The 23776-nt window shown below is 69.9% G+C and carries 28 protein-coding genes; 15 read left to right on the forward strand and 13 right to left on the reverse strand.

The genetic code is table 11. The features are described 5' to 3' along the window. Window positions 1-36: 36 nt before the first annotated feature. Window positions 37-1095, forward strand: a complete 1059-nt coding sequence (locus K3A85_RS06985; protein WP_225205751.1) for a DUF2332 domain-containing protein — start codon at window positions 37-39, stop codon at window positions 1093-1095. Here K3A85_RS06985 and K3A85_RS06990 read toward each other — a convergent pair. Genes K3A85_RS06990 through K3A85_RS07015 form a run of 6 tightly spaced genes read right to left on the reverse strand, consistent with a single transcriptional unit; the run spans window position 1092 to window position 5699 of the window. Beyond that, a complete protein-coding gene (locus K3A85_RS06990; RefSeq protein WP_225205752.1) occupies window positions 1092-2345 on the reverse strand; it encodes a low temperature requirement protein A in 1254 nt (417 codons plus the stop codon). The genes K3A85_RS06985 and K3A85_RS06990 overlap by 4 nt on opposite strands. Beyond that, window positions 2342-3253 (reverse strand): alpha/beta fold hydrolase, encoded by a 912-nt coding sequence (locus tag K3A85_RS06995; protein WP_225205753.1) that lies wholly within the window; start codon window positions 3251-3253, stop codon window positions 2342-2344. Before K3A85_RS06995 ends, K3A85_RS06990 begins: the two co-directional genes overlap by 4 nt. Beyond that, window positions 3250-4077: an SDR family NAD(P)-dependent oxidoreductase gene (locus K3A85_RS07000; RefSeq protein WP_225205754.1), complete on the reverse strand. Its 828-nt coding sequence runs from the start codon at window positions 4075-4077 to the stop codon at window positions 3250-3252. Before K3A85_RS07000 ends, K3A85_RS06995 begins: the two co-directional genes overlap by 4 nt. Window positions 4078-4103: 26 nt before the next feature. Then, window positions 4104-4994 (reverse strand): pirin family protein, encoded by an 891-nt coding sequence (locus tag K3A85_RS07005; RefSeq protein ID WP_225205755.1) that lies wholly within the window; start codon window positions 4992-4994, stop codon window positions 4104-4106. After that, window positions 4991-5434 (reverse strand): NUDIX hydrolase, encoded by a 444-nt coding sequence (locus tag K3A85_RS07010; protein WP_225205756.1) that lies wholly within the window; start codon window positions 5432-5434, stop codon window positions 4991-4993. The genes K3A85_RS07005 and K3A85_RS07010 overlap by 4 nt, the downstream gene beginning before the upstream one ends. After that, on the reverse strand, window positions 5427-5699 hold the full coding sequence (locus tag K3A85_RS07015; protein ID WP_225205757.1) for a BolA family protein: 273 nt from the start codon (window positions 5697-5699) through the stop codon (window positions 5427-5429). The genes K3A85_RS07010 and K3A85_RS07015 overlap by 8 nt, the downstream gene beginning before the upstream one ends. A 39-nt stretch (window positions 5700-5738) precedes the next feature. Here K3A85_RS07015 and K3A85_RS07020 point away from each other — a divergent pair, with 39 nt between their 5' ends. Then, complete coding sequence (locus tag K3A85_RS07020) at window positions 5739-6329, forward strand: J domain-containing protein (RefSeq protein ID WP_225205758.1); 591 nt, start codon at window positions 5739-5741, stop codon at window positions 6327-6329. 58 nt (window positions 6330-6387) lie between these two features. Beyond that, a complete protein-coding gene (locus tag K3A85_RS07025; RefSeq protein WP_225205759.1) occupies window positions 6388-7077 on the forward strand; it encodes a nitroreductase in 690 nt (229 codons plus the stop codon). 1 nt (window position 7078) lies between these two features. Here K3A85_RS07025 and K3A85_RS07030 read toward each other — a convergent pair whose 3' ends face one another. Both K3A85_RS07030 and K3A85_RS07035 read right to left on the reverse strand, forming a co-directional pair. Then, window positions 7079-7525 (reverse strand): hypothetical protein, encoded by a 447-nt coding sequence (locus tag K3A85_RS07030; RefSeq protein WP_225205760.1) that lies wholly within the window; start codon window positions 7523-7525, stop codon window positions 7079-7081. Window positions 7526-7885: 360 nt separating this feature from the next. Beyond that, window positions 7886-9490: a phosphoenolpyruvate carboxykinase gene (locus tag K3A85_RS07035; RefSeq protein WP_225205761.1), complete on the reverse strand. Its 1605-nt coding sequence runs from the start codon at window positions 9488-9490 to the stop codon at window positions 7886-7888. Between the two features lie 296 nt (window positions 9491-9786). Here K3A85_RS07035 and K3A85_RS07040 point away from each other — a divergent pair, with 296 nt between their 5' ends. From K3A85_RS07040 to K3A85_RS07075, 8 genes are all read left to right on the forward strand, one after another. Beyond that, on the forward strand, window positions 9787-10635 hold the full coding sequence (locus K3A85_RS07040) for a response regulator transcription factor (protein WP_225205762.1): 849 nt from the start codon (window positions 9787-9789) through the stop codon (window positions 10633-10635). Beyond that, window positions 10622-12220, forward strand: coding sequence for an ATP-binding protein (locus K3A85_RS07045; protein WP_225205763.1), 1599 nt, complete (start codon window positions 10622-10624; stop codon window positions 12218-12220). Before K3A85_RS07040 ends, K3A85_RS07045 begins: the two co-directional genes overlap by 14 nt. Next, window positions 12217-12657 carry an HPr kinase/phosphorylase gene (locus K3A85_RS07050; RefSeq protein ID WP_404822900.1) on the forward strand — a complete coding sequence of 147 codons (441 nt, stop codon included), beginning with the start codon at window positions 12217-12219 and terminating at the stop codon, window positions 12655-12657. Before K3A85_RS07045 ends, K3A85_RS07050 begins: the two co-directional genes overlap by 4 nt. Before the next feature lie 82 nt (window positions 12658-12739). Further along, a complete protein-coding gene (gene rapZ, locus K3A85_RS07055; RefSeq protein ID WP_225205764.1) occupies window positions 12740-13663 on the forward strand; it encodes an RNase adapter RapZ in 924 nt (307 codons plus the stop codon). 178 nt (window positions 13664-13841) lie between these two features. Next, window positions 13842-14246 (forward strand): PTS sugar transporter subunit IIA, encoded by a 405-nt coding sequence (locus tag K3A85_RS07060; protein WP_225205765.1) that lies wholly within the window; start codon window positions 13842-13844, stop codon window positions 14244-14246. Then, the gene (locus tag K3A85_RS07065; protein ID WP_225205766.1) at window positions 14246-14542 is read left to right on the forward strand and encodes an HPr family phosphocarrier protein; all 297 of its coding nucleotides are present in this window, start codon (window positions 14246-14248) and stop codon (window positions 14540-14542) included. Before K3A85_RS07060 ends, K3A85_RS07065 begins: the two co-directional genes overlap by 1 nt. A gap of 40 nt (window positions 14543-14582) precedes the next feature. Further along, window positions 14583-15398: a TrmH family RNA methyltransferase gene (locus K3A85_RS07070; RefSeq protein ID WP_225205767.1), complete on the forward strand. Its 816-nt coding sequence runs from the start codon at window positions 14583-14585 to the stop codon at window positions 15396-15398. A gap of 66 nt (window positions 15399-15464) precedes the next feature. Further along, window positions 15465-15842 (forward strand): META domain-containing protein, encoded by a 378-nt coding sequence (locus K3A85_RS07075; protein ID WP_225205768.1) that lies wholly within the window; start codon window positions 15465-15467, stop codon window positions 15840-15842. A gap of 245 nt (window positions 15843-16087) precedes the next feature. Here K3A85_RS07075 and K3A85_RS07080 read toward each other — a convergent pair whose 3' ends face one another. Next, complete coding sequence (locus K3A85_RS07080) at window positions 16088-16912, reverse strand: hypothetical protein (RefSeq protein WP_225205769.1); 825 nt, start codon at window positions 16910-16912, stop codon at window positions 16088-16090. An 18-nt stretch (window positions 16913-16930) separates the two neighbouring features. Next, window positions 16931-18562 carry a DNA recombination protein RmuC gene (rmuC, locus tag K3A85_RS07085; protein WP_225205770.1) on the reverse strand — a complete coding sequence of 544 codons (1632 nt, stop codon included), beginning with the start codon at window positions 18560-18562 and terminating at the stop codon, window positions 16931-16933. 156 nt (window positions 18563-18718) lie between these two features. Here rmuC and K3A85_RS07090 point away from each other — a divergent pair, with 156 nt between their 5' ends. Continuing rightward, window positions 18719-19123: a four-helix bundle copper-binding protein gene (locus K3A85_RS07090; protein WP_225205771.1), complete on the forward strand. Its 405-nt coding sequence runs from the start codon at window positions 18719-18721 to the stop codon at window positions 19121-19123. Window positions 19124-19170: 47 nt separating this feature from the next. On the opposite strand, the gene def is transcribed toward K3A85_RS07090, so the two are convergent. From def to recR, 3 genes are read right to left on the reverse strand one after another with little or no spacing between them, the layout of a single operon-like run. Continuing rightward, entirely contained in the window at window positions 19171-19740 is a 570-nt protein-coding gene (gene def, locus K3A85_RS07095) for a peptide deformylase (protein WP_225205772.1), read from the reverse strand. A gap of 59 nt (window positions 19741-19799) precedes the next feature. After that, entirely contained in the window at window positions 19800-20261 is a 462-nt protein-coding gene (locus K3A85_RS07100) for an SAM-dependent methyltransferase (RefSeq protein ID WP_225205773.1), read from the reverse strand. 22 nt (window positions 20262-20283) lie between these two features. After that, entirely contained in the window at window positions 20284-20880 is a 597-nt protein-coding gene (gene recR, locus K3A85_RS07105; protein ID WP_225205774.1) for a recombination mediator RecR, read from the reverse strand. A gap of 52 nt (window positions 20881-20932) precedes the next feature. On the opposite strand from recR, the gene fmt reads away from it, so the two are divergent. Genes fmt through K3A85_RS07120 form a run of 3 tightly spaced genes read left to right on the forward strand, consistent with a single transcriptional unit; the run spans window position 20933 to window position 23705 of the window. Continuing rightward, on the forward strand, window positions 20933-21838 hold the full coding sequence (gene fmt / locus K3A85_RS07110; protein ID WP_225205775.1) for a methionyl-tRNA formyltransferase: 906 nt from the start codon (window positions 20933-20935) through the stop codon (window positions 21836-21838). Next, complete coding sequence (gene truA / locus K3A85_RS07115; protein ID WP_225205776.1) at window positions 21838-22593, forward strand: tRNA pseudouridine(38-40) synthase TruA; 756 nt, start codon at window positions 21838-21840, stop codon at window positions 22591-22593. Before fmt ends, truA begins: the two co-directional genes overlap by 1 nt. Next, a complete protein-coding gene (locus tag K3A85_RS07120; protein ID WP_225205777.1) occupies window positions 22593-23705 on the forward strand; it encodes a zinc-binding dehydrogenase in 1113 nt (370 codons plus the stop codon). The genes truA and K3A85_RS07120 overlap by 1 nt, the downstream gene beginning before the upstream one ends. Window positions 23706-23776 lie beyond the last annotated feature (71 nt).

The raw sequence follows: 23776 nt of genomic DNA on the forward strand, positions 1-23776 counted from the left end.
CGCGCCCTATGGCAAAGGGCCGGAAAGGGCAACCTCATGGAACCGATCATGGAGATCGAGAACGTCGCCAACGCGATCCGCTGGCAGGCCGACCATGCCGCCAACAACGGCGCGCCATGCACCGGCCGCGTGGTGCGCGCGCAGCTCGCCCTGCTCGATGGGGCAAGCGCTGTGGGCCGCGCGCTGGCACACTGGCCGGGTCGCCCGCTTGAAGATGCGCTGCCGCTGCGGCTGGCGGGCGGGCACCATTTCCTCAGCCTCACCGGCGCGGATGCGCGCCTCGGCGCCGTCTATCGCGGGGAGGTGACCGATCAGGCGGAGGTCGACGCGCTCGTCTACGCCGTCACCCGCGATCACGATGCCGCGCTGCTGCCCTGGCTCGACGGCCCTCCGCAGACCAACGAGGCGGGGCGCTCGGCCTCGATCATGGCGGCGCTGCTGTGGCTCTCGCCGCGCCTCGGCCCCCGCTTCGAAATGAACGAGCTTGGCGCGAGCGCGGGCGTCAACACGATGATGGAGCGCTTCCACTTCGACCTTGGCGGCGCCACCGCCGGCCCGGCCGATTCGCCGATGCAGATCCGGCCGGAATGGAAGGGGCCGCCCCCGCAGCAGGCCCCGGTCGAGATCGTCGCCATCGAAGGCTGCGACCGCGCGCCGGTCAGCCTGGCCGATCCCGAACAGGCGCTGCGGTTGAAAGCCTATGTCTGGGCCGAGGTGACCGAACGCATCGCCCGGATCGACGCCGCCATCGCGCTGGCGCAGGCCCGGCCTCCCAGGCTGGTGCAGATGGACGCCGCCGATTTCGTCGACCAGCGTCTCGCCGCGCAGCAGGCCGACGATACCACGCGCGTCGTCTACCATTCGATCGTCTGGCAATACCTGCCGGGCGAGACCCGCGCGCGGATCGAAGCGGCGATGGCCGCGGCGGGGGCCAGGGCCGACGCCCGCCGCCGCCTCGCCTGGGTCAAGCTCGAGACCAACCGCGAAACCTTCCGCCACGAACTGCGCTTGCGCTACTGGCCCGGCGGCGGGGAGGAGACGCTGCTCGGCACCGCGCACGCGCATGGCGCCTGGGTCGAATGGTTCGGCGCCTAGCCGCGCAGGTTTGCCAGCACGCGCGGCATGAAGCGCGAAACGCGCTCCTCCCAGCCGCCGTGGAACGAGCCCCATTCCCATAGCGCGACGAGCGCGAGCACGCCCACGGTGCAGCCGACGAAGCCCAGCGCGGGAACGCCCCGCCACAGGCTCCATCCGCCCAGCGCCAGCAGCAGCCCGGCGCCGACGAGGTGGCTCAGCGGCAGGTTGCGCAACGGACTGGCGAAGCGCTTGAACAGCGCCACGCCGCCAAGGAACAGCAGCAGTCCGCCGCACTGGGTGAGCACGAGGCCGAGCACGGCCGCGCCTTCGGGCGCCTCGAGGATCAGCGCGTCGGCAACCGCGGTCACCACCACCCCGCCGACGATCGGCATGTGCAGGTAGGTATAGGCGTTGCGCGCGACGCGCCCCGGCTCGTCGTGGTGCTCGATATGCTTCGCGCCGCGCTCGGCGCCGACGTCGAAGTAGATCCACCACATCAGCACCGAGCCGGCAAAGGCGATCAGGAACGCGGCGACGTGGGCGGCACCGGGGGTAAGGTCGGCGAAGCTCGCGCCGGTGACGATGATCCCTTCGCCCAGCGCGATGATGATGAACAGCGCGCAGCGCTCGGCCATGTGGCTGCCCGAGATGGTCCAGTCCGATGGCGTCGCCCTGCCGAGGAACGGCGTGCGATAGCCCATGATCGGACCCGAATATTCGATCGCCAGCGCCGCCAGCCAGAGCATCGTGCGACGGCCCGAGTTCTCGACCCCGGCGCCGGCGAACCAGAACAGCGCGGAAACCGCGAAGTAGCAGGCGATGCGCACCATCGTCATCGCGCCGGCGCGGTCGTCGCGCCACATCGCCCAGGCCATGAACAGCGTGCGCCCGACCTGCAGCGCAAGGTAGGCGCAAACGAAAAGCACCCCGCGGTCCGCCTCGCCATGGGCGAAGGCGCGCGGCATGGCGACGGCCATGACCATGCTCGCGAGCATCCCGAACAGCAGCATGATCCGCACCGGCACGCGTTCCGGCTCGGCCCAGTTGGCGGCCCAGGTGGTGTACATCCAGGCCCACCACACCGCGAGGAACAGCAGCGCGCCCTCGGCAAGCCCGTTCCACGACAGGTGCTTCAGCAGGAAGTGCGAGACCTGCGTGATCGCGAAGACATAGACGAGGTCGAAGAACAGTTCGAGGTAGCTGACCGGCGCATGGCCGCCACCGTGCCCGCGCAGCAGCGAGGGGCGGTCGCGCGCCGGTTCGCTCACGTGGCGGCTTCGGTGCGGGCGAGGAACTCCTCCATCGCCGCGATGAAGCGGTCGGCCGCCTCCCACGTCACGAAGTGCCCGCAATCGTAAACCCGTTCGACGGTGAGGTCGGGAATCGTTTCGGCAAGGCCATCGACATTGGCGGGCGAAAGTGCCGGATCGTCCATCGCCCAGACCACCAGCGTCGGGATCTCGAGCACCGGCACGTTCAGCGGCTTGTAGTCCGCCGGCAGTTCGTAGGGCGCGTCGATCGGCGGCACGAACACGGGGCTGGCCCGGTACCAGTTGACCATTGCCTTGGCGGTTTTGGGGTCCGCCCAGTCGGCTTCGAGCGCGGCGCGCTCCTCGGGTTCCATCTTGTCGCTGAACAATTGGGTGGTCTGCTGGCCCAGCAGCGGCTTCAGCCCGCCCTTGTCGAGCGCCGCGTCGTTCAGGGAATCGCGGAAGTCGCGGAAATACTGGCTCGCCTGCCGTTGCGCCTTGTCGGTCCAGACGAGCTTGGGAAAGACGCCGGGATGCGGCGCATTGGCGACGATGGCGCGCCTCACGCGGGTCTTCTGGCCGGTCAGCGCCACGCCCCAGGCGATCGCGCCGCCCCAGTCGTGGCCGACCACGGTGAAGTCGTCGATGCCCAGCGCATCGGCCAGGCGGAAGACGTCGCCGATCATGTTGTTGGCGGTATAGGCCTCGACGCCATCGGGCTTGGCCGACCGGCCATAGCCGCGCTGGTCGGGCGCGATGCAGCGATAGCGGTCCGAAAAATGGCGGATCTGGTGGCGCCAGGTGCGGTGCGATTCGGGAAAGCCGTGGAGGAAGATCAGCGCCGGCGCATCGCGCGGTCCTTCGTCGACCACGGCAAGCTCGATGCCGTTCTTCAGCATGACCATCTTCTGCTGCATCCCGGTCATGCCCCTTCCTTCATCTTCGCGGCATAACCCGCCTCGAACAGTTGCGCCATGCGGTCCATCAGCGGCTCGGGCGTGCGGCGCAGTTCGCCGATTTCCTTCTCGAAGCCGATCGCGGCGATGATTTCCTTCTCGCCCGCCGCGATCGCGTCGATGATCTCGCGCGCGGTGGCGTCGGGCTCCAGTCCGTTCTCGATGTTCCGGTCGCTCACCCCGCGGGCCGATCCGTCGGCGGTCAGCGCATTGCGCGAAACGTTGGTGCGCACCGAGCCGGGGCAGATCGTGTGGACCGACAAGCCAAGCCCGGTCACTTCCACGCGAAGCGCGTCGGCATAGCCGATCAGCCCGAACTTGGCCGCGCTATAGGCGGTGCGCATCGGCGATCCGACCTTGCCGGCAATGCTCGAGACGAAGCCCAGCCGCCCCTTGCCGCGCGCCGCCATGTTCGGCAGCACGGCTTGCGTCAGCGCGATCGGAGCGAGCAGGTCGACCGCGACGATCCGCTCGTAGACCGGGAACGCGGTTTCGAGCGCCACCGAACGCTGCGAGATGCCGGCGTTGTTGATCAGCAGGTCGATCCCGCCCGAACGCGCGGCGGCCCAGTCCCACGCCTGCGCTGCGGCCGCTTCGGCGGCGCCATAGTCCGCCGCCTCGAACGGCAGCACCAGCGTTTCGACGCCGCAGTCCTTCGCCACGGCATCCAGCGCCTCCCGGTTGCGCCCCGACAGGATCAGCATCGCGCCGTCCCTGGCCAGTTCCTGCGCCATGGCCGTGCCGAGCCCCGACGATGCGCCGGTCACCCAGGCGACTTCGCCCGCAAATGTCATGATCTCTCTCCCGTCCTGTCCTGTGCTTATGGGTAGCTGACCGTCGTCGCGATGCGCGGCAGCGGGATGAACTCGTCGCTGTCGCCGGGCACCTTGGGAAAGCGCCCCTGTTCCCAGTCCTGCTTGGCCTGGTTGATCCGGGCGCGGTCCGAACTGACGAAGTTCCACCAGACGTGGCGCGGCGTCGCGAAAGCTTCGCCGCCCAGCAGCATGACCCGCCCGCCGCGCGCCGACGACAGCGTGAGCGTGCGCCCGGGCGCGAGCACGACGAGCGCATAGGGTTCGAGCGGCGTGCCCTCGATCTCCGCTTCGCCGCCGACCAGCATCACCGCGCGTTCGTCGGCCTCGCTGTCGATCGGCAGCGCGCCGCCGGCGGCGAGCACGATCTCGGCGTAGATCGTCGCGGCGTGCTGGGTGGTCGGCGCGGTCCTGCCCCACAGCGTGCCCATGATGACGCGGGCCTGCACGCACGAATCCTCGACCAGCGGCAGGTCGGCCTGCGCCTCGAAGGCGGGATCGATCTCCTCGCGCCCGTCGGGGAGCGCCAGCCAGGTCTGCATGCCGTAGAGCGTTTGCGTGGTCAGCCGCGCGGCTTGCGGGCTGCGCTCGGAGTGGACGATGCCCCGCCCCGCGGTCATCAGGTTGACCTGCCCCGGGCGGATCGTCGCATGGCTGCCGAGGCTGTCGCGGTGCTCGATCGCGCCCTCGAACAGCCAGGTCACGGTGGCGAGGTTGATGTGCGGGTGGGGGCGCACGTCCATCGCGCTGCCCGGCGGCAGGTGCGACGGGCCGAACTGGTCGACGAAGATGAACGGCCCCACCATCGTCCGCTCGCGCGTCGGGATCGCGCGGCGCACCTCGAACGCGCCGAGGTCGTGGGTGACGGGGCGGATGGTCTGGATCAGCGCGTCGTTCATGCCGGCACCTCGTGGTCGAGCAGGGCGAGGAGGTTTTCGGGGAAGATCGGCTCCGCCCATCCGGCGATCTCGTCGCGGGTGAACCAGCGGTGCGTCATGCCCATGGCGATTTCGAGTTCGGTGCGGCCGTGATCGACCACCGCGTGGGTCTCGACCAATACGCGAAAGAAGCGCTCGTCCGACCGCACCGGTTCCCCCTCGAGCGTGACGAAATCGTCGGCGCGGGCGGCGAACTCGGCGCCGCAGTCGATGTCGAGCCCGGTTTCCTCGCGCAGTTCGCGCCGCGCGGCGGCGGGAAAGTCCTCGCCCGGATCGCACTCGCCGCCCGGCGCGCACCAGAACGCGCGGCGACCGGGCGGGCTGTAGCGGAACAGCAGCACGCGCCCTTGCGCATCGCTCAACAGGATGCGCGCGGCGCGGCGGATGCGCCGCTCACTCACCGGGCGCGCGCGCCTTGATCGCGAGCGCGTGGACGCGCTGGCCGGGCAGGTCGCCCAGTGCGGCGTTGACCATGCGCTGGCGCTGGAGCCGCGAGACGCCGGCAAAGGCGGCGCTTTCGATCTCGACGGTGAAGTGCGATTCGCCCGATCCGTCGTGGCCCGAATGCCCGGCATGGCGGTCGCTGTCGTTGATCACGTCGAGCCGGACGGGGGCGAAGGCCTCCGCCAGCTTTCGTTCGATTTCGCGCGCGATCGGTCCGGTCATGGCTTCCCTTCCAGCAGAAGAGGCACCATGTGCAATCGGGTGAAGCAAGACAAGTTCCATGGCCGCGTCCACCGTACGGGGCGCATCTGCAATGCGCCAGGCTGCGACGAGCCGGGCGAATTCCGCGCGCCCGGCGGGCGTCCCTCGGGCTTCGACGGGCCGGGCGACTATCGCTGGTTCTGCCTCGACCACGTGCGCCAGTTCAATTCGGGCTACGATTTCTTCGCCGGGATGAGCCCCGAGGAAATCCTCGCCGCGCAATCGCCGATCGCCGGCTGGGAGACCCACACCCGCGCCTTCCGTCCCGACGCGGGGATCGACCAGGCGCCGCGCTGGAACGACTTCGCCGATCCGCTCGAGGCGATCCAGCAGCGCGCGCGGGCGCGGCGCGAGGACGCGATGCATCGCCAGGAAGCGGCGCGGCGCGGCATCTCGCCCAGCGAGCGGCGCGCGTACGAAGTGCTCGGGCTCGGCCTCGACGCCGACCGCAAGGCGTTGCGCAGCCGCTATTCGGAGCTGGTGCGCCGCTACCATCCCGACCGCAACGGCGGCGACCGCAGCTTCGAGGGACGGCTGCAGGAAGTGGTCGAGGCCTACAATCATCTCCGCTCGACATCCGCCTTTGCCTGATCTGCCTTGCGCCACTTAACTGTTCGGTTAAACAGCGCGCAAGAGGAGATCAGATGCGATGAACGAAACCGCGACTTATGCCGAGATCGTCACCGGTCGGCGCAGCATCCGCGGCTTCAGGGCAGAGCCGGTGCCGCGCAAGGTGATCGAGGAGGTGCTCGAGCTCGCGCTGCGGGCGCCTTCGTCGCACAATACCCAGCCGTGGAACTTCACCGTCGTGGCGGGCGAGCCGCTCGACAAGATCCGCGCCGGCAACACCGAGCGCAATCTGGCCGGCGTGCCCGACAGCCGCGAGTTCCGCGCCGGCGGCGCCATCGGCCCGCAGCACCGCGAGCGGCAGATCGAGGTCGCCAAGCAGCTGTTCGGGGTGATGGGCATCGCCCGCGAGGACAAGGAAGGCCGCATGGACTGGGTCCTGCGCGGCTTCCGCCAGTTCGACGCGCCGGTCTCGGTGGTGGTCACCTACGACAAGGTGCTCGAGGGCAGCGACATCGCCCCGTTCGACTGCGGCGCGGTGACCAACGCGCTGGTCAACGCGGCCTGGTCGAAGGGCCTGGGCTGCGTGATCAACAGCCAGGGCATCATGCAGTCGCCGGTGGTGCGCGAGCACGCCGGGATCCCGGACGACCAGGTCATCATGATCTGCGTCGCGATGGGCTGGCCCGACGAGGACTTTCCGGCCAACGCGGTCGTCTCCAACCGCAAGCGCGTGGCCGAATGCGCGCGCTTCGTCGGCTTTCCCGACTGAATCATCCGGCGGGCGCAAGGTCCGGCTCGACCCAGTGGCGGCGGGCCTCGACGCCGAACAGGCGCTCGCGCGAGTAGAAGCACAGCGGCCAGTCGCGCGGGCCGATCTCGCTGGCGAGCAGGGCGTTGACCGCATCGACCAGCGACGCGCCGGCGGGGAGCGTGGCGGCGAAGGCGCGCACGCCGCGGATGTAGAGCTGGGTCAGCGTCTCGTGATAGCCGGCGCTGTCGGTATTCTTGCCCCCGACCGCCTCGTTGTAGGCGCGGATCACGCCCGGCAGATCGCGTTCGAGCACCAGGGCGGGATGCTCGCGCAGCAGGCACAGGCAGGCGGCGAGGTGGGCCTCGTGGGTCCATTCCGCCTTGGGCAGCGAGCGATCGAGCAGGCCTTGGGCGACGTGGCGCACGGCGTCGTCGGAAGCGAACGGGCGAATCGGCTGGGCGGTCATGGCGGGGAGATCCTGGGGCTGGCGCGCGGTGAAAAAGCGCCGGGGGGTTTACGGGGTTTACACTGTTCAGGAGTCGAAACGGACGGGCCCGGCAAGGCCTTCGCGAGCCGCCGCGACGGATGCCGCTCGGCCGGAAGAAACGGCGGAAAAGCGAGGGGTCCGGGCATGGTCACGCGACCGCCTTAGCCGAGACGGGCGGTGTAGGACAGCGCGGCCGCGGCAAGGCCGCCACGCCCCGCCAGCTCTTGCATATGCAATATCGGAGCGCACGCCGGCATTCCGGCGCCCGCCGGTCCCTGTCGCGAAAGCAAAAGGCCCCGCCGCGAGGGGCGGGGCCTTGCTGTCCGGCAGAGCGGCCGATCAGGCGGCGACGGGGGCTGCCTGGCGGACCGATTCGTCGACGTGCTCGGCGAACTGCTCGAAGTTGTCGATGAACTTGCGCACGAGGTCCTGCGCGGTCTTGTCGTATTCGGCCGGGTCGGCCCAGGCGCCGCGCGGATCGAGCAGCTTGGCCTCGACCCCCGGCACCGCGACCGGCACTTCGAAGCCGAAGTTGGGGTCTTCGCGGAACTCGGCGTCGTTGAGGCTGCCGTCGAGCGCGGCGTTGAGCAGCGCGCGGGTCGCCTTGATCGGCATGCGCTTGATGCCTTCCATGGTGGCCTTGCCGCCCGACCAGCCGGTGTTGACCAGCCAGCACTTCACCCCGCCCTTGTTGATGCGCTCCTTGAGCAGGTTGCCGTAGACCGACGGGTGGCGCGGCATGAACGGCGCGCCGAAGCAGGTCGAGAAGGTGGCTTCGGGCTCGGTCACGCCGATTTCGGTGCCGGCGACGCGGGCGGTGTAGCCCGAGAGGAAGTGGTACATCGCCTGTTCGGGCGTGAGCCGCGCGATCGGCGGCAGCACGCCGTAGGCATCGGCGGTGAGGAAGATGATGTTCTGCGGCACCGGCCCGAGGTTCTTTTCCGAGCAGTTCGGAATGAAGTCGATCGGGTAGGAGCCGCGGCTGTTTTCGGCGAGGCTGGCGTCGTCGAGGTCGATCTCGCGCGTGGCGGGGTCGATCACGACGTTTTCGAGCACGGTGCCGAAGCGCTTGGTGGTGGCGAAGATTTCGGGTTCCGCCTCGGCCGAGAGGCGGATCATCTTGGCGTAGCAGCCGCCTTCGAAGTTGAACACGGCGGTGTCCGACCAGCCGTGCTCGTCATCGCCGATCAGCGTGCGGCTGGCATCGGCCGAGAGCGTGGTCTTGCCGGTGCCCGACAGGCCGAAGAACACGGCGGTATCGCCGTTCGGGCCGATGTTGGCCGAGCAGTGCATCGGCATCACGCCCTTGACCGGCAGCAGGTAGTTGAGGATGCCGAACACCGACTTCTTCATTTCGCCGGCATAGCTGGTGCCGCCGATCAGGATCAGCTTCTCGGTGAAGTTGACCGCGATCACCGTCTCGCTGCGCGCGCCGTGGCGTTCGGGATCGGCACGGAAGCTGGGCAGGTCGATGATCGTGTATTCGGGGACGAAAGAGGTCAGTTCCTCGGCCGTCGGGCGCACCAGCAGCGTGCGGATGAACAGGTTGTGCCAGGCGAACTCGTTGATCACGCGCACGTTGACGCGGTGTTCACTCTGCGAGCCGCCGAACAGGTCGGCGACGTAGAGCTTGTCCTTCTCGCCCAGCGCCTTGACGAAATCGGCCTTGAGGTTGGCGAAGTGTTCGGGCGTCATCGCGACGTTGGTCTTGCCCCACCACACGGTGTTCTCGGTCTCGGCATCGCGGACGATGAACTTGTCCTTGGCCGAGCGGCCGGTGTGCTTGCCGGTGGCGACGACCAGCGGACCGTCCTTGGCGAGCAGGCCTTCGCCGTTGCGCACGGCGTGTTCGACGAGCGGCGCGGTGCCGAGGTTGGCGAAGAGCTGCGCCGGCTCGGGGTAACCCTGCTGCGAGAGCGTGACGTTCAGGCTGGTATCGGACACTTCAAGCCTCCCGTTGTGCAGGCCGCGGCGGGTGGGAAGAGTTCCCAACAGCTACGCCGGACCGCAGAATCTGAATACGAATGCGCGGCGATTTCCAACGCGCATAGTGCTTGGCCTTTGCTGCGTCAAACGGCGTGCGGCAATACAGATTTTTGCGTCGATTGTTGCAAGGAAAGCAACTGCGCCGACGTTACCGGGGCATGACCGACGCCCACGCATTGCCAGCCCCTTGCGCACCCGGTAATCGTGGGCGCCCGCGCCATCGGGCGCACAGGCAGACGGACGCGAAACCCATCATGGCCGACAGCTTCGCCGGACAGGAAGAGGCTCCCGCCGCCCCGCACGAGGGACCGGGCTCGCCCCCGCCGCCGAACCTGGCCGCCGGCGCGGCTGCAGCGCCGAACGGGCCGAACGGGCCGGCGCCCGGCCCGCGGGTGATCGCGCTGGTCGACGACGACCGCAACATCCTGACCACGCTGTCGATCGCGCTGCAGACCGAAGGCTTCGCCACGCGCGTCTACAACGACGGCGCGGGCGCGCTCAAGGCGTTGCTCGACAATCCGCCCGACCTCGTCGTCTGCGACATCAAGATGCCGCGGATGGACGGGCTCGAGCTGCTGAGCCGGCTGCGCGAGAAAAGCGCGCTGCCGCTGATCTTCCTGACCAGCAAGGACGACGAGGCGGACGAGGCGCTGGGCCTCGCCATGGGCGCCGACGACTATATCGCCAAGCCGTTCAGCCAGCGACTGCTGATCGCGCGCATCCGCGCGATCCTGCGGCGCAGCGAGTTCGTGCGCGCGGCGCCGGCCGACGGCGCGGGCGAACAGGCCGAGCCGCTGCCCGAGCCGATCCGGCGCGGCGCGCTGACGATGGACCCGGCGCGCCACCTCGTTTCGTGGAAGGGCGAGCCGGTCTCGCTGACCGTTACCGAGTTCCTGATCCTCGAAGCGCTGGCGCTGCGCCCGGGCGTGGTCAAGACGCGCAACCAGCTGATGGACGCGGCCTATCACGACGACGTGTTCGTCGACGACCGCACGATCGACAGCCACATCAAGCGGCTGCGGCGCAAGTTCCGCGAAGTCGACCCCGGATTCGGCGGGATCGAGACGCTCTACGGCGCAGGCTACAGCTTTGCCGAAGGCTGACCGCTCGCTCGCCGCGCGGCTGCGGCTGGCCCGCGCGCGCGGCGTATCACTGACGGTCCGCATCCTCGCGGTCAACGTGATCGCGCTGGTGCTGCTGGCGGGCAGCGTGTTCTACCTTGACAGCTATCGCAAGCAGCTGCTGGCCGAGCGCTTCAAGCTGGCGCGCGCCGAGGCCGAGATCGCGGCCGATGCGCTCGAAGGCGCGGACGCTGTGCGGCGGCGCGAGCTGCTGGCGCGGATCGGGACCGAACAGGCGCTGCGGCTGACCTATTACGATGCCAGGGGGCGGCTGCTCGACGACAGCTTCCGGCTTGCCCCGCCCTCGTTCGCCTTCGTCGATCCGGCGCGCGAGCCGTGGTACCAGACCGCGGCGCGCGGGCTCGACCGCGGGGTCGACTTCATCGTCGGCGCGCCGCGGATCGAGCGCTATCGCGAGCCGCCGCAGCCGGGCGCGGGCAACTGGCCCGAGATCGCGCTGGCGCGCCGGGCGCAGGCCACCGAGGTCTATCTGCGCTATGCCCCCGACCGCACCCCGGTGATCACCGCGGCGACGCCGGTGGGGGAAAGGGGCGACATGCTGCTGTCGATGCGCAACGCGATCGACATCACCCAGGCGGTGCGCGATGCGCGCCAGACGCTGGTGATCATCATCGGCCTCGCGCTGCTCGCCTCGATCCAGCTCTCGCTGTTCCTCGCCCGCACGATCGTCCAGCCGCTGCGCCAGCTGGTGCGCGCGGCGGTGCGGGTGCGGCTGGGGCGCGAGCGCGAGGTGGTGGTGCCGCGCCTGCCCGAGCGCGGCGACGAGATCGGCCTGCTCGCCCGCGCGATCTCGGACATGACCAATGCGCTGCGCCAGAAGATCGACGCGGTCGAAAGCTTCGCCGCCGACGTCGCGCACGAGCTGAAGAACCCGCTCGCCTCGCTGTCGAGCGCGATCGAATCGATGGGCAAGGTCGAGGATGCCGCTTTGCGCCGGCAGCTGCTCGGCATTGCCGGCCACGACGTGCAGCGGATCGACCGGCTGATCACCGAGATCGCCGACGCCAGCCGGATCGACGCCGAGCTGTCGCGCGCGACGTTCGTCGAGCTCGACCTGGCCGATCTCGCGGCGCAGGTGGTGGCGGCGCGCGGCGCGCGGCCGGACCAGCGCGGCGACTGCCCGATCCGCTTCCGCAGCGCGGGCGCGCCTGCCTGGGTGCGCGGCGATGCGCTGCGGCTTGAGCGGGTGCTCGACAACCTGCTCGACAATGCGGTCTCGTTCTCGCCGCCGGGCGCGGCGGTGGAGGTGGCGGTAGAGGTTCGCGGGGAGGGTGAAGGCGGGGGTGAAGGCGAGCGCGTGCGGCTGACCGTGTCCGACCACGGCCCCGGCGTGCCGGTGACCGAGCGCGACAAGGTTTTCGAGCGATTCCATTCGGTTCGTCCGGCCGACGAAGCCTTCGGCGGGCACAGCGGGTTGGGTCTTGCCATTGCCCGCGCGATCGCCGAGGCGCATGACGGGACGCTGGGCATCGCCGATCGCGCCGATGGCGCGCGCGGCGCCTGCCTGGTGCTCGAACTGCCGGCGGCCGGCGAGGAGGAAGCGTGACCCTGGGCCTTGGCGGCACCCCCCACCAGGCAACCTGCGTGATGATCGGGCGGCGCGCGCTGCTGATCGAGGGCGAGCCGGGCGCGGGCAAGTCGAGCCTGGCGCTCGCGCTGATCGACCGCGGCGCGGTGCTGGTGGGCGACGACGGCGTGCTGCTCGACGTCGACGGCGACGTGCTGCTGGCGAGCCCGCACCCCAACATCGCGGGCAAGCTCGAGGTGCGCAACCTCGGCATCGTCGACATGCCCTCGGTGGTCGCGGCGCCGATCGCGCTGGTCGTCGCGCTCGACCCGGCGGCGCCGCGCTTCGTCTCGGGCGCGGAATCGGCGGTGCGCGCCGGCGTGCCGCTGCCGCTGATCCGGCTGACCCCGGAAACCCCGGTCCTCGCCCTGCGCGCCGAGCTCGCGCTGGCGCAGTACGGCCTGCCCGAACGGTGAGACTTCGCAAAAGGTTACCCGTGGGATAGCACCGCGAGCGGACTTCCCTTCGCGGCTGCGAAGGCGCAAGAACGCTGCCACGATGGACGCCGAGTCGGACCCTAGCCCCCAGCGCATCCTGCTGGTGACCGGCGTGCTCGGCGCGGGCAAGACCACCGCGCTGCGCACCTTCGAGGACATGGGCTGGGAGGCGATCGACAACTTCCCGATCCGCCTGCTGGACCGCCTGCTCGAGACCGAGCCGGGTTCGGCGCGGCTCGATGCCGGCGCGCCGCTGGCGATCGGCTTCGACACGCGCACCCGCGGCTTCGACCCCGCCAAGATCATCGAGCGGGTGGAAGCGCTGGCCGCGCGCAGCGACCTTTCGATCAGCACGCTGTTCCTCGACTGCGGCGGGGCCGAGCTGGAACGCCGCTTCAACGAGACGCGCCGGCGCCACCCGATGAGCGCGGACAAGCCGGCGTTCGCCGGGATCGCGGCCGAGCGCGAGCTGCTCGATCCGCTGCGGCGCTGGGCCGACGTGGTGATCTCGACCACCGACTTCACCACCAACGACCTGCAGCAGGCGATCCGCAGCGCCTTTTCCAGCGAGGCGCCGGGGCGGTCGACGCTGACGATCTCGAGCTTCGGCTTCTCGCGCGGGACGCCGCCGCTCGCCGACCTGGTGTTCGACATGCGCTTCCTCGCCAACCCGCACTGGGTCGAGGAGCTGCGGCCGCTGACCGGCAAGGACGCGGCGGTGGGCGACTACATCCGCGAGGATGCGGCGTTCGAGGAGGCCTTCGCGCGCATCCGCGACCTGCTGCTGCTCCTGCTCCCGCGCTTCGAGGCGCAGGGCAAGGCCTATGTCCACGTCGCGTTCGGCTGTACCGGCGGGAAACACCGCTCGGTCTATACCGCCGAGCGCATCGCTTCGGCCTTGCGCGAGGCGGGATTTTCTCCCACATTGCTGCACCGCAACCTGGCGTCGCGCAGCGCCGGCCTGCTCGAAAGGCCGCAAGTGTGATGAACGGGTCGCCCATAACGATGCCCTTGGGGAGGGGAGCGGCGCTGGAAGCCATGCCTGCAGAGTGCCAGATTTCCAGCATGCCCCAGTTTGCCAGCATGCCCGAGCGCTGCGCCCAGCCTGCGTTCAGGCAGGCCGCGGCAGAGTGCCGGGCTGCAGTTCGGAGCCATTCCCCTCGATGATCGGTCTCATTCTCGTCACCCACGGCGCGCTTGCCGACGAATTCATCCACGCGATGGAGCATGTCGTCGGTCGGCAGTCGGACGTCGTCGCGGTCTGCATCGGACCCAACGACGACATGGAAAAGCGCCGCCGCGAGATCGCCGACGCGATCCGCCGGGTCGATTCGGGGCAGGGGGTGATCATCCTCACCGACCTGTTCGGCGGCACGCCTTCGAACCTCGCGATCTCGCTGCTCGAGGCGGGCCGCGTCGAGGTGATCGCCGGGATCAACCTGCCCATGCTGATCCGCCTCGCCAAGGCGCGCACCTGCATGAGCGTGAAGGACGCGACCGCCGCCGCGCGCGATGCGGGGCGCAACTACATCACCATCGCGTCCGAATTCCTGGGACAGGACGCCTGATGGAGCAATCCGCCTACGCCGCGCGCGAGACCGTCACGATCGTCAACCAGCGCGGGCTGCACGCGCGCGCCAGCGCCAAGTTCGTCAACGCCGTGGCCAAGCTGCCCGAAGGCTTCGCCGTGACCGTGGCCAAGGACGGCACCGAAGCCAACGGCGCCTCGATCCTCGGGCTGATGATGCTCGGCGCGGCCAAGGGCGACAGCGTCGACATCACCGTGGCGGGCGCGCCGGGCGATGCCGACGCCGTGCTGATGAAGCTCGCCGGCCTCGTCAAGGACGGCTTCGGCGAGGATTGACCACCTTGCCTCGCGGTCCGCGCTGACGCATGGACCGGCCATGCCGCGCAAGGTCATCACCGGGTTTTCCAATCCCACCGTCAAGTTCGTACGCTCGCTGCGCGAGAAGAAGCACCGGCGCGAGGCGCGGCGGTTCCTCGTCGAGGGATTGCGGCTGCTGACCGACGCGCGCGAAGGCGGGCGGCTGCCCGAGATGCTGCTGATGGCGCAGGGACGCGACGAGCACCCGCTGCTCGCCGAACTGGAACGCGCGGTCGAGGCGGCGGGGGGCGAGGTGATCGAACTGCCGGTCGACCTGCTCGCCAAGGTGACCGGCAAGGACAACCCCCAGGCCGTCGCCGGGGTCTTCGCCGAATGGGACACGCGCCTTGCCCGCATCGACCGCAAGGCCGCGCCGATCTGGCTGGTGGCGCAGGCGATGCGCGATCCGGGCAACCTCGGCACGATGCTGCGGACCGCCGACGCGGTCGGCGCGGGCGGGCTGATCCTGCTCGACGATTGCGTCGATCCGTTCTCGGTCGAGGCGGTGCGCGCGAGCATGGGCGGGATCTTCACCGTGGCGCTGGCGCAGGCGCGCTGGGCCGAATTCGAGGCCTGGCTGCGGCAGGGCGCCGATGGCGCGGGCGGCCAGCTGGTGGCGGCTTCGCTGCGCGAGGCGCAACCCTATCGCGGCGCGCCCTACGCCGCGCCGTGCTTCGTCATGGTCGGCAACGAATCGCAAGGACTGCCCGAGGCCTATGAAATGGCCTGCGACCTGCGCGTGACGATGCCGATGAAGGGCCGCGCCGACAGCCTCAACGCCGCGGTCGCCGCCGCGGTCCTCGCCTATGAGGTGCTTGCCGCAGTCGAACGTTAAGCGCGCGGTCAGCCCTTGCGTGCCATGTTACTGATCATGTGGCGTTTTCTTTCCCTTTCCGGCAGCATGGCAGGCGTCCTCGCGCTCGCCGCCTGCGCCGGCGCCGGCGCGGCCCATGCGCCGCTCGCCGGCACCCAGTGGCAGATCGTCCGCGTCGACGGCGCCGCCAGCGCCGCCCCCGACAAGGCGCGCATCGCGTTCGATGCGGCGCGGATCTCGGCCAATGTCGGCTGCAACGGCATGGGCGGCGACTACCGCGTCGAAGGCGGGCGCGTGATCGCCGGCCCGCTGATCGCGACGCAGATGTTCTGCGACGGACCGGTGTGGGACCAGGAGCAGGCGGTCAGCGCGCTGCTGGCCGGCGCGCCCGCGTTCGAGCGCAGCGGCCGCGCGTTGCGGCTCAAGTCCGCCGGCCACGAAGTCGAGGCGCGGCGGCTGGATTGACAGCAGGCCCCTCCGTCAGCCCTCCGGGCTGCCACCTCCCCGTTTGCACTTCGTGAAATCGGGAGGATCTGGCGCTAGTCCCCCGCGACGATGGCGGTGACCTGCCAGCCGGCGTCGCCGCGTTCGACGATCATGCGGCGGGCGGGTCCGAGGCGCGGCGGCTGGATTGACAGCAAACCCCTCCGTCAGCCCTCCGGGCTGCCACCTCCCCGTTTGCACTTCGTGAAAACGGGGAGGATTTAACGCTAGTCCCCCGCGACGATGGCGGTGACCTGCCAGCCGGCGTCGCCGCGTTCGACGATCATGCGGCGGGCGAGGACGCTGCGCAGGTTTCGGGTTTCGACCTGGCCCTTGAGCCCGTCCTCGGTCTCGACCGCGGTGAAGCGGCGGGCGGCGTCGAAGCCGGGTTGCAGGGTGACGATCTCCCAGTCGAGCGTGGCGACCGGGTCGGCATCGGCCTTCGCCCTCGACAGCAGCGGGACGGCCGCGCCGGTGGCGAGCATCGCCTCGCCCGGATCGGCGCTTTCGGGGACGTTCCAGAAGAACCACGGGATCACCAGAAGGCCGTCGCGGGTGTCGCAGCCCATCGGCATGATCGTGGCGAGATCGCTCCACAGCGCGGTGCCGGTCTGCGGCGCGGACAGACGCCGCGTCAGTTCGTCGTGGCCGTGGCCGCCGCCGTAATCGAGCGTGACATCGGGCGCGGTGAGCGCGACGAGAGCCTTGCTGTCGCGACGGGCGATCGCGTCGGCGAGCCTGGCGCGGAAGGCGCGCCAGCCGGGCAGCCCGGCGCATTCGTCCTGCGGGCGCAGGTGCGCGACCTTGCGCGGGGCAGGGGTTGCGCTGGCTTCGGCATCGGGTTCGGGTTCGGGGTCGCCCGAGGGCGCCGCGCCGACGTGCGGATCGGGCGAGGTCGCGGCGACCGGCGCGGCGGCCGCGCTCGGGGCGGTCTCAACGGCAGGGTCCGAGGCTGGCGCCGCGGGGGCTTCGGCAGGGTCGTTGCAGCCCGAGAGGACGAGGAGACCCGCCAACGCGAGGCTTGCGATGGTTCCGCCGATCCGCTGCTTCATCAACCTTGCCGCCACCCTTCAGGACGTCGCGTCCTCAATCGCGGCGAGCGCCGCGGGTTCCGCGAGGCTATCACCGTAGCGCGGGCTTGTCTCGACCAGCGGCACGTCCTCGATCTCGCGCTTGCCGATCTCGATGTGCTTGTCGCGCAGCCGCTTGCCCGCCGACAGCACGTTGCGTTCGAAGCTGCCGACGAACTTGTTGTAGTTGCCGACCGCGCTTTCGAGGCCCGAGCCGACGCGCTTGAGGTGGTCGGCGGCGATGGCGAGGCGGTCGTAAAGCTCGCCGCCCATGCGCCCGATCTCGCGCGCTTCGCGTGCCAGGCCGTCCTGCCGCCAGACTTGCGCGACGGTGCGCGCGATGGCGACGAGGTTGGTCGGGCTCGCCAGCAGGACGCGGCGTTCGAAGGCGAAGTCCCACAGCGTGGGATCGCGCTCGAGCGCGGCGGCGATGAAGTGTTCGCCCGGCACGAACATCAGCACGTAGTCGGGCGCTTCCTCGAACTGGCTCTGGTACGACTTGGCGCCCAGCGTCTGGATATGGTTGCGCATCGACTGGACGTGCGCGCCGAGCGCGGTCTTGCGCGCCTCGTCGCTCTCGGCCTCGAAGGCGTCTTGGTAGGCGTTCAGCGAAACCTTGGCGTCGATCACCAGCAACTTGTTTCCGGGAATGCGCACGATCGCGTCGGGGCGCAGGCGGCCTTCCTCGGTCTCGACCGAATGCTCGGTGACGAAATCGGTGTGTTCGGACAGGCCGCACTGTTCGAGCACGTTGCGCAGCTGCAATTCGCCCCAGCGGCCGCGGGTCTTGGGACCGTTGCGCAAGCTGTTGCCGAGCTGTGCGGCGGCCATGCGCACCGCTTCCTGTCCCTCGCGCATCGACTGGATCAGGCCGGTCAGCTGGCCGAAGGCATCGACGCGCTGCTTTTCGAGGCCGGTGACCTGTTCCTCGTAGCTCTTGAGCCGCTGATCGACGGGCGCGAGCAGGGCCTTGAGGCGCTCGGCGCTGGTCTTCTCGCTTTCCTCGAAGCGGGCGTGGGCGCGGTTGAGGAAGGCTTCCTGCGCCTTTTCCAGCACCTTGTTGCCGGCGTTCTCGAATTCCTTGCGCAGCGCTTCCTGCGCCTCGACCAGCAGGCGCTTCTGCTCGGCGAAGTTGTCGGCGTCGGCCTTCATCCGTTCGAGCTCGGTCCGCGCGGCGTCGCGGTCAGCGCGGATGCGGGCGAGCTCCTCGCGCGCGAGGTCGCCTTCGGCGGCGCGCGACAGGGCCGTGGCGAGGCGGGGGGCGAGGTCGTCGCGTTCCTGCCGGATTGCGTCGCGTTCGGAGGCGACCTGGGCGAGTTCGCCGCGAAGGGCTTCAAGCTCGCCGATCCGGGCGCGGGCGGCGGCAAGTTCGGGCGCGAGGGTATCGCGTTCCTGACGAATGGCGGCGAGATCGAGCGCAAGCTGCTCGGCCTGCTTGTTGCGCTCGGCCATCGTCGCGAGATCGACGGTCATCGCCTTGACCCGCTCCTCGTGCGCCTTCGCTTCGGCATCGCGGGTGGCGTGGCGGGCCTTCCAGTCGGCGGCGGGGCGTCCGCCGAGCACCCAGCCGAGCGCGAGGCCGGCGAGCGTGGCGACGAGGACGACAAGAGCGAGAACGAGCGGCGAGTCCAAGGCAAGGCTCCGATGGCGGGAACGAAGCGAGAACCTAGCCCGTCACGGCACGGTCTGGCAACCCTGCCGGGCATTATGTCCTTTGATAGGGAACGCGCCTGCGACCGCCGCGCTGATCGGGTATCGCAAGCACTGCCAGGAAGGGACCCCAGGACAATGTCGATCGAAGCGATGATCCGCGAACACCCGCAGGTCTCGGACGAGACCTACAACGAGGCGCTGGGCAGGGCGGTGAAGCACCTGCTCTATTGCTCGGCGATCTGCAATTCGTGCGCCGATGCCTGCCTTGCCGAGGCGATGGACATGGACCAGTGCGTGCGCACCTGCCTCGACTGCTCGGACGTCTGCGCCGCGACCGCGCGGGTGGCGACGCGGCGGACGGGATCGAACCGCGAGGTGCTGGTCTCGCAACTGCTCGCCTGCATCCGCGCCTGCGACGTCTGCGCGGCGGAATGCGCGCAGCACGACAACCCGCACTGCCGCCGCTGCGCGCAGATGTGCCGCGAATGCTCGGACGATTGCCGCGCGGCGATGGAATCGGTCCAGGCGGAGATCGCCTGACGGGACAGGATACGCCCGACAGGTCAGGGCCGAGGGGCTGCGTAAGGTCAGGCGACCTTGCGCAGCTTGTCGAGCTTCTTGAGCGCCATCTGCCGCTTGAGCCGGCTGAGGTGGTCGATGAACAGCACGCCCTCGAGATGGTCCATCTCGTGCTGCAGGCAGGTGGCCATGAGGCCGTCGAGCTCTTCCTCGTGGACCTTGCCGTCGAGGTCCTGCCAGCGGGCGCGGATGCGCGCGGGGCGTTCTACCTCGGCATAGATCTCGGGCACCGAGAGGCAGCCTTCCTGGTAGATGCTGTGCTCTTCGGAAGGATCGAGAATCTCGGGGTTGATGAACACCCGCGGCTCGCGCTTGGTCGGCTGGTGGGTGTGGTGATGGCCGCCGTGGCTGTGGCAGACTTCGGGCTCGGCGTCCGGGTCCTCGGGCTGGAGGTCGATCACCAGCACGCGCAGCGGCACGCCGACCTGGATCGCGGCGAGGCCGATGCCGGGCGCATCGTACATCGTCTCGAACATGTCGGAAACGAGGATGCGCAGCTGGTCGTCGAAGGTGTCGACGGGGACCGAGACCTGCTTGAGCCGGGGATCGGGGACTTCGATGATCGGAAGAATGGCCATGGGGGGCAGATAAGCGCGATGCGGCAGAGTCGCAAGGGAGCCTTGTCGTCCGCCCCTCGTCACCAATAGCCGGCCATGAGCTCGCTGCTCCACGCAGGCTGGCGCACCTCGCCGCGCGGGAGGAATTCGCGCATCACCGGCTTGATGTCGAGCACCGGAGTGCCGTCGATCGCATCGAGGCCCTCGACCTCGAGCGTGAGGCCGTCGACCGCGACGATCCGGCAGACGGTGACGCCGATGCGGTTGGGGCGGTTCTTGCCACGCTGGGCGAGGATGCCGACGAGCGGCCAGTCGGCGCGGTTGCGCGGATGGCGCGCGCCGCGCTCGATGCGGTCGTGGGGCACGCGATCGAACACGAAGACGATCTCGGCATGGCTGAACGCGGCAAGGCCGGCGAGCGCATCGTTGTCTACCTGGGCAGGGTCGAGTGCGATGGCCGCGCGGCTGGCGCCCCAGTCGTCGTCGCGGATCTCGTCGCGCCCGCCCACGACCTTGCCGATGGCCACCATTTCGAACTGCATGCCGGGTCTCCCTGCGTCTGGTCTATCCGATCGGCCGCCGCGCGCGCAGGGCCTGGGCGAGGGTGCCTTCGTCGAGGTAGTCGAGCTCGCCGCCCACCGGCAGGCCGTGGGCGAGCTGGGTGAGGCGGACGGGGTAGGCTTCGAGCCGTTCGGCGATGTAGTGCGCGGTAGTCTGGCCTTCCAATGTGGCGTTCATCGCGAGCACGACTTCGTCGATCCCCCCTGCCGCGACGCGGGTCAGCAGGCCGGCGATGGCGAGGTCTTCGGGCCGCACCCCTTCGAGCGCGGAGAGGCGGCCGCCGAGCACGTGATAGCGGCCGGTGAACAGGCGCGCGCGGTCCAGCGCCCAGAGGTCGGCGACTTCCTCGACCACACAGATCGCGCGCGGATCGCGGCGCGGGTCGGCGCAGATGCCGCAGGGGTTGGTGGTGTCGACATTGCCGCAGACCTCGCATTCGACGAGCGCGTCGCGCACGACCTGGAGCGCGCCGACGAGCTGGTCGAGCGCGGTGTCGCGGCGCTTGATCAGCCACAGCACGGCGCGGCGCGCGCTGCGGGGGCCGAGGCCGGGAAGGCGGGCGAGGGCGCCGGCCAGCGCCTCGATCTCTTGCGATGCCATGGCTGCACAGATAGGGCCGGGCGCAACAAACGAAAGGCCTTATCGGAGCGCCATGCGCATCATCTTCATGGGAACCCCCGAGTTCGCGGTGCCGACGCTCGAGGCGCTGGTCGCGGCCGGGCACGAGGTGGTCGCGGCCTACAGCCAGCCGCCGCGTCCGGCGGGGCGGGGCAAGAAGCTGCAACCCTCGCCGGTGCAGCTTGCCGCCGAGCGCCACGGCATCGCGGTGCGCGTGCCGGTATCGCTGAAGGGCGCCGAGGAACAGGCGGCGCTCGCGGCGCTGGGCGCGGACGTGGCGGTGGTCGCGGCCTATGGGCTGATCCTGCCGCAAGCCGTTCTCGATGCGCCGCGCCTTGGCTGCCTCAACGTCCACGGCTCGCTGCTGCCGCGCTGGCGCGGGGCGGCGCCGGTGCAGCGCGCGATCCTGGCGGGCGACGCGGCGACCGGCGTGACGATCATGCAGATGGAGCGCGGGCTGGATACAGGTCCGATGCTCGCGACGGTCGAGACCCCGGTGGCGGGCAAGACCGCGGGCGACCTGACCACCGAGCTGGCCGAGAAGGGCGCGGCGCTGATGGTCGAGGTGCTGGCCGATCTCGGCGCGTATCCGCCGGTGGTGCAGCCCGAGGAGGGCGTGACCTATGCCCACAAGATCGACAAGGCCGAGAGCCGGCTCGACTTCGCCGCGAGCGCGGCGCAGGTCGAGCGGCAGGTGCGCGCCTTCGCGCCGGCGCCGGGGGCGTTCTTCGAGCTGGAGGGCGAGCGCTATCGCGTGCTGGCGGCCGAAGTGGTCGACGGATCGGGTGCGCCGGGCACGGTGCTCGACGAAGCGCTGACCATCGCTTGCGGCGAGGGGGCGCTGCGGCCGTCCATCGTGCAGCGCGCGGGCCGGCCGGCGATGGACACGGCGGCGCTGCTGCGCGGGCGGGCGATCGCGGCGGGGACGGTGCTCGGGTAATGACCCGCTACGCGCTCACGCTCGAATGGGACGGGACGCCCTACATGGGGTTCCAGCGGCAGGCGCACGGGCCTTCGGTGCAGCAGGCGGTCGAGGCAGCGGCCGAGACGGTCGTCGGGCACGCGGTGACGCTGCACGCGGCCGGGCGCACCGACACCGGGGTCCACGCGCTGGGGATGCGCGCGCACTTCGACAGCGACAAGGCGCTCAAGCCCTTCCGCCTGTCCGAGGCGCTCAACGCGCGGTTGCGGATGGCGGGCGAGGCGGTCGCGGTGCTCGATTGCGTCGAGGTCGGCGAAGACTGGCACGCGCGCTTTTCGTGCATCAACCGGTCGTACGAATACCGCATCGCCAATCGCCGCGCGCCGCTGACGCTCGAGGCCGGGCGCGCCTGGCGCATCGCGCGCCCGCTCGATGCCGAGGCGATGCACCGCGCCGCGCAGGCGCTGGTCGGCAAGCACGATTTCACCACGTTCCGTTCGGTGCAGTGCCAGGCGGCGAGCCCGGTCAAGACGCTCGACCGGCTCGACGTGCGGCGCGAGGCCGACCACGTGATCGTCGAGGCGGCGGCGCGCAGCTTCCTCCACCACCAGGTGCGCTCGATGGTCGGCTGCCTCGCGCTCGTCGGTCGCGGCGAGTGGCCGGTCGAGCGCGTCGCCGAGGCGCTCGCCGCGCGGGACCGTTGCAAACTGGGACTGAATGCGCCACCCGAAGGGCTCTACTTCGTCAAAGCAAGCTATCCGGGAGAATCGTGATGCCAGAGACGCGTGGCCTGCAACTGCTGTCGACGCTCGAGGAGAGCGGCACGCTGACGGTCGAACTGGTCGAGCAGACGCTGCCCGAACCCACCGGCCACGAAGTGCTGATCCGGGTCGAGGCGGCGCCGATCAACCCCTCCGACCTCGGCCTGCTGTTCGGCCCGGCCGACGTCGCCAATGCCGACTACAGCCCCCGCAAGATCGTGGCGAAGATGCCCGAAGGCGGCACCCGCGCGATGAAGGCGCGCTGGGGCATGGCGATGCCGGTCGGCAACGAGGGCGCGGGCACGGTGATCGCCGCGGGCGACGCGCCCGAGGCGCAAGCGCTGCTGGGCAAGGTCGTGACCTGCATCCCCGGCGGGATGTATGCGCAGTACCGGCTGGTCGATGCGCGCGAGTGCATGGTGCTCGCCGAAGGGACCAGCGCCGAACAGGGCGCCTCGGCCTTCGTCAACCCGCTGACCGCGCTGAGCTTCGTCGAATGCATGAAGCGCGAGGGCCACACCGGCCTTGTCCACACCGCCGCGGCCTCGAACCTCGGCCAGATGCTGGTGCGCATCTGCCAGGAGGACAACGTGCCGCTGGTCAACATCGTGCGCAGCCCGGCGCAGGTCGCGATCCTCAAGGAGATCGGCGCCGAACACGTCGTCGACAGCAGCGCGCCCACCTTCCACGACGACCTGGCCGCCGCGCTTTCGGCGACCGGCGCGACGATGGCCTTCGACGCGACCGGCGGCGGCAAGCTGGTGACGCAGATCCTTTCGGCGATGGAGCGCGTCGCCAACGCCAATGCCGGCTACAGCCGCTATGGTTCGAACAGCCCGAAGCAGGCCTATATCTACGGTCTGCTCGACCTGTCGCCGACGGTGCTCCAGCTGAACTTCGGCTTCAGCTTCGGGATCAACGGCTTCCTGCTGATGCCCTTCCTCCAGAAGATCGGCGAGCACAACGTCGAGCGCCTGCGCCAGCGCGTGCGCGACGGGATCACCACGACCTTCGCCAGCAAGTACAAGGCCAGGGTCGACCTCGAGCAGGCGCTGACCCGCGAGGCGGTGCTCGACTACAACGCCCGCCGCACCGGCGAGAAGTACCTGGTCGTGCCCAACTGACGGGCGAGGGGGCGGATAGGGGATTCGCCGCAGGATCGCGCAGGGAGCTTCTAACCAGCCACGTGTAGTCC

The sequence above is a fragment of the Novosphingobium huizhouense genome, assembly GCF_020179475.1.
Taxonomy (GTDB): domain Bacteria; phylum Pseudomonadota; class Alphaproteobacteria; order Sphingomonadales; family Sphingomonadaceae; genus Novosphingobium; species Novosphingobium huizhouense.

What these genes read in the sequence shown, in the direction of transcription:
- truA (WP_225205776.1), top strand. Translation starts at nt 21,838, where the DNA reads ATGACCCGCTACGCGCTCACGCTCGAATGGGACGGGACGCCCTACATG.
- K3A85_RS07040 (WP_225205762.1), top strand. Translation starts at nt 9,787, where the DNA reads ATGGCCGACAGCTTCGCCGGACAGGAAGAGGCTCCCGCCGCCCCGCAC.
- rapZ (WP_225205764.1), top strand. Translation starts at nt 12,740, where the DNA reads ATGGACGCCGAGTCGGACCCTAGCCCCCAGCGCATCCTGCTGGTGACC.
- K3A85_RS07030 (WP_225205760.1), bottom strand. Translation starts at nt 7,525, where the DNA reads ATGACCGCCCAGCCGATTCGCCCGTTCGCTTCCGACGACGCCGTGCGC.
- recR (WP_225205774.1), bottom strand. Translation starts at nt 20,880, where the DNA reads ATGGCATCGCAAGAGATCGAGGCGCTGGCCGGCGCCCTCGCCCGCCTT.
- K3A85_RS07000 (WP_225205754.1), bottom strand. Translation starts at nt 4,077, where the DNA reads ATGACATTTGCGGGCGAAGTCGCCTGGGTGACCGGCGCATCGTCGGGG.
- K3A85_RS07065 (WP_225205766.1), top strand. Translation starts at nt 14,246, where the DNA reads ATGGAGCAATCCGCCTACGCCGCGCGCGAGACCGTCACGATCGTCAAC.
- K3A85_RS06995 (WP_225205753.1), bottom strand. Translation starts at nt 3,253, where the DNA reads ATGACCGGGATGCAGCAGAAGATGGTCATGCTGAAGAACGGCATCGAG.
- K3A85_RS07005 (WP_225205755.1), bottom strand. Translation starts at nt 4,994, where the DNA reads ATGAACGACGCGCTGATCCAGACCATCCGCCCCGTCACCCACGACCTC.
- K3A85_RS07080 (WP_225205769.1), bottom strand. Translation starts at nt 16,912, where the DNA reads ATGAAGCAGCGGATCGGCGGAACCATCGCAAGCCTCGCGTTGGCGGGT.
- K3A85_RS06985 (WP_225205751.1), top strand. Translation starts at nt 37, where the DNA reads ATGGAACCGATCATGGAGATCGAGAACGTCGCCAACGCGATCCGCTGG.
- K3A85_RS07025 (WP_225205759.1), top strand. Translation starts at nt 6,388, where the DNA reads ATGAACGAAACCGCGACTTATGCCGAGATCGTCACCGGTCGGCGCAGC.
- K3A85_RS07015 (WP_225205757.1), bottom strand. Translation starts at nt 5,699, where the DNA reads ATGACCGGACCGATCGCGCGCGAAATCGAACGAAAGCTGGCGGAGGCC.
- K3A85_RS07120 (WP_225205777.1), top strand. Translation starts at nt 22,593, where the DNA reads ATGCCAGAGACGCGTGGCCTGCAACTGCTGTCGACGCTCGAGGAGAGC.
- K3A85_RS07060 (WP_225205765.1), top strand. Translation starts at nt 13,842, where the DNA reads ATGATCGGTCTCATTCTCGTCACCCACGGCGCGCTTGCCGACGAATTC.
- K3A85_RS07070 (WP_225205767.1), top strand. Translation starts at nt 14,583, where the DNA reads ATGCCGCGCAAGGTCATCACCGGGTTTTCCAATCCCACCGTCAAGTTC.
- def (WP_225205772.1), bottom strand. Translation starts at nt 19,740, where the DNA reads ATGGCCATTCTTCCGATCATCGAAGTCCCCGATCCCCGGCTCAAGCAG.
- fmt (WP_225205775.1), top strand. Translation starts at nt 20,933, where the DNA reads ATGCGCATCATCTTCATGGGAACCCCCGAGTTCGCGGTGCCGACGCTC.
- K3A85_RS07075 (WP_225205768.1), top strand. Translation starts at nt 15,465, where the DNA reads ATGGCAGGCGTCCTCGCGCTCGCCGCCTGCGCCGGCGCCGGCGCGGCC.
- K3A85_RS07090 (WP_225205771.1), top strand. Translation starts at nt 18,719, where the DNA reads ATGTCGATCGAAGCGATGATCCGCGAACACCCGCAGGTCTCGGACGAG.
- K3A85_RS07100 (WP_225205773.1), bottom strand. Translation starts at nt 20,261, where the DNA reads ATGCAGTTCGAAATGGTGGCCATCGGCAAGGTCGTGGGCGGGCGCGAC.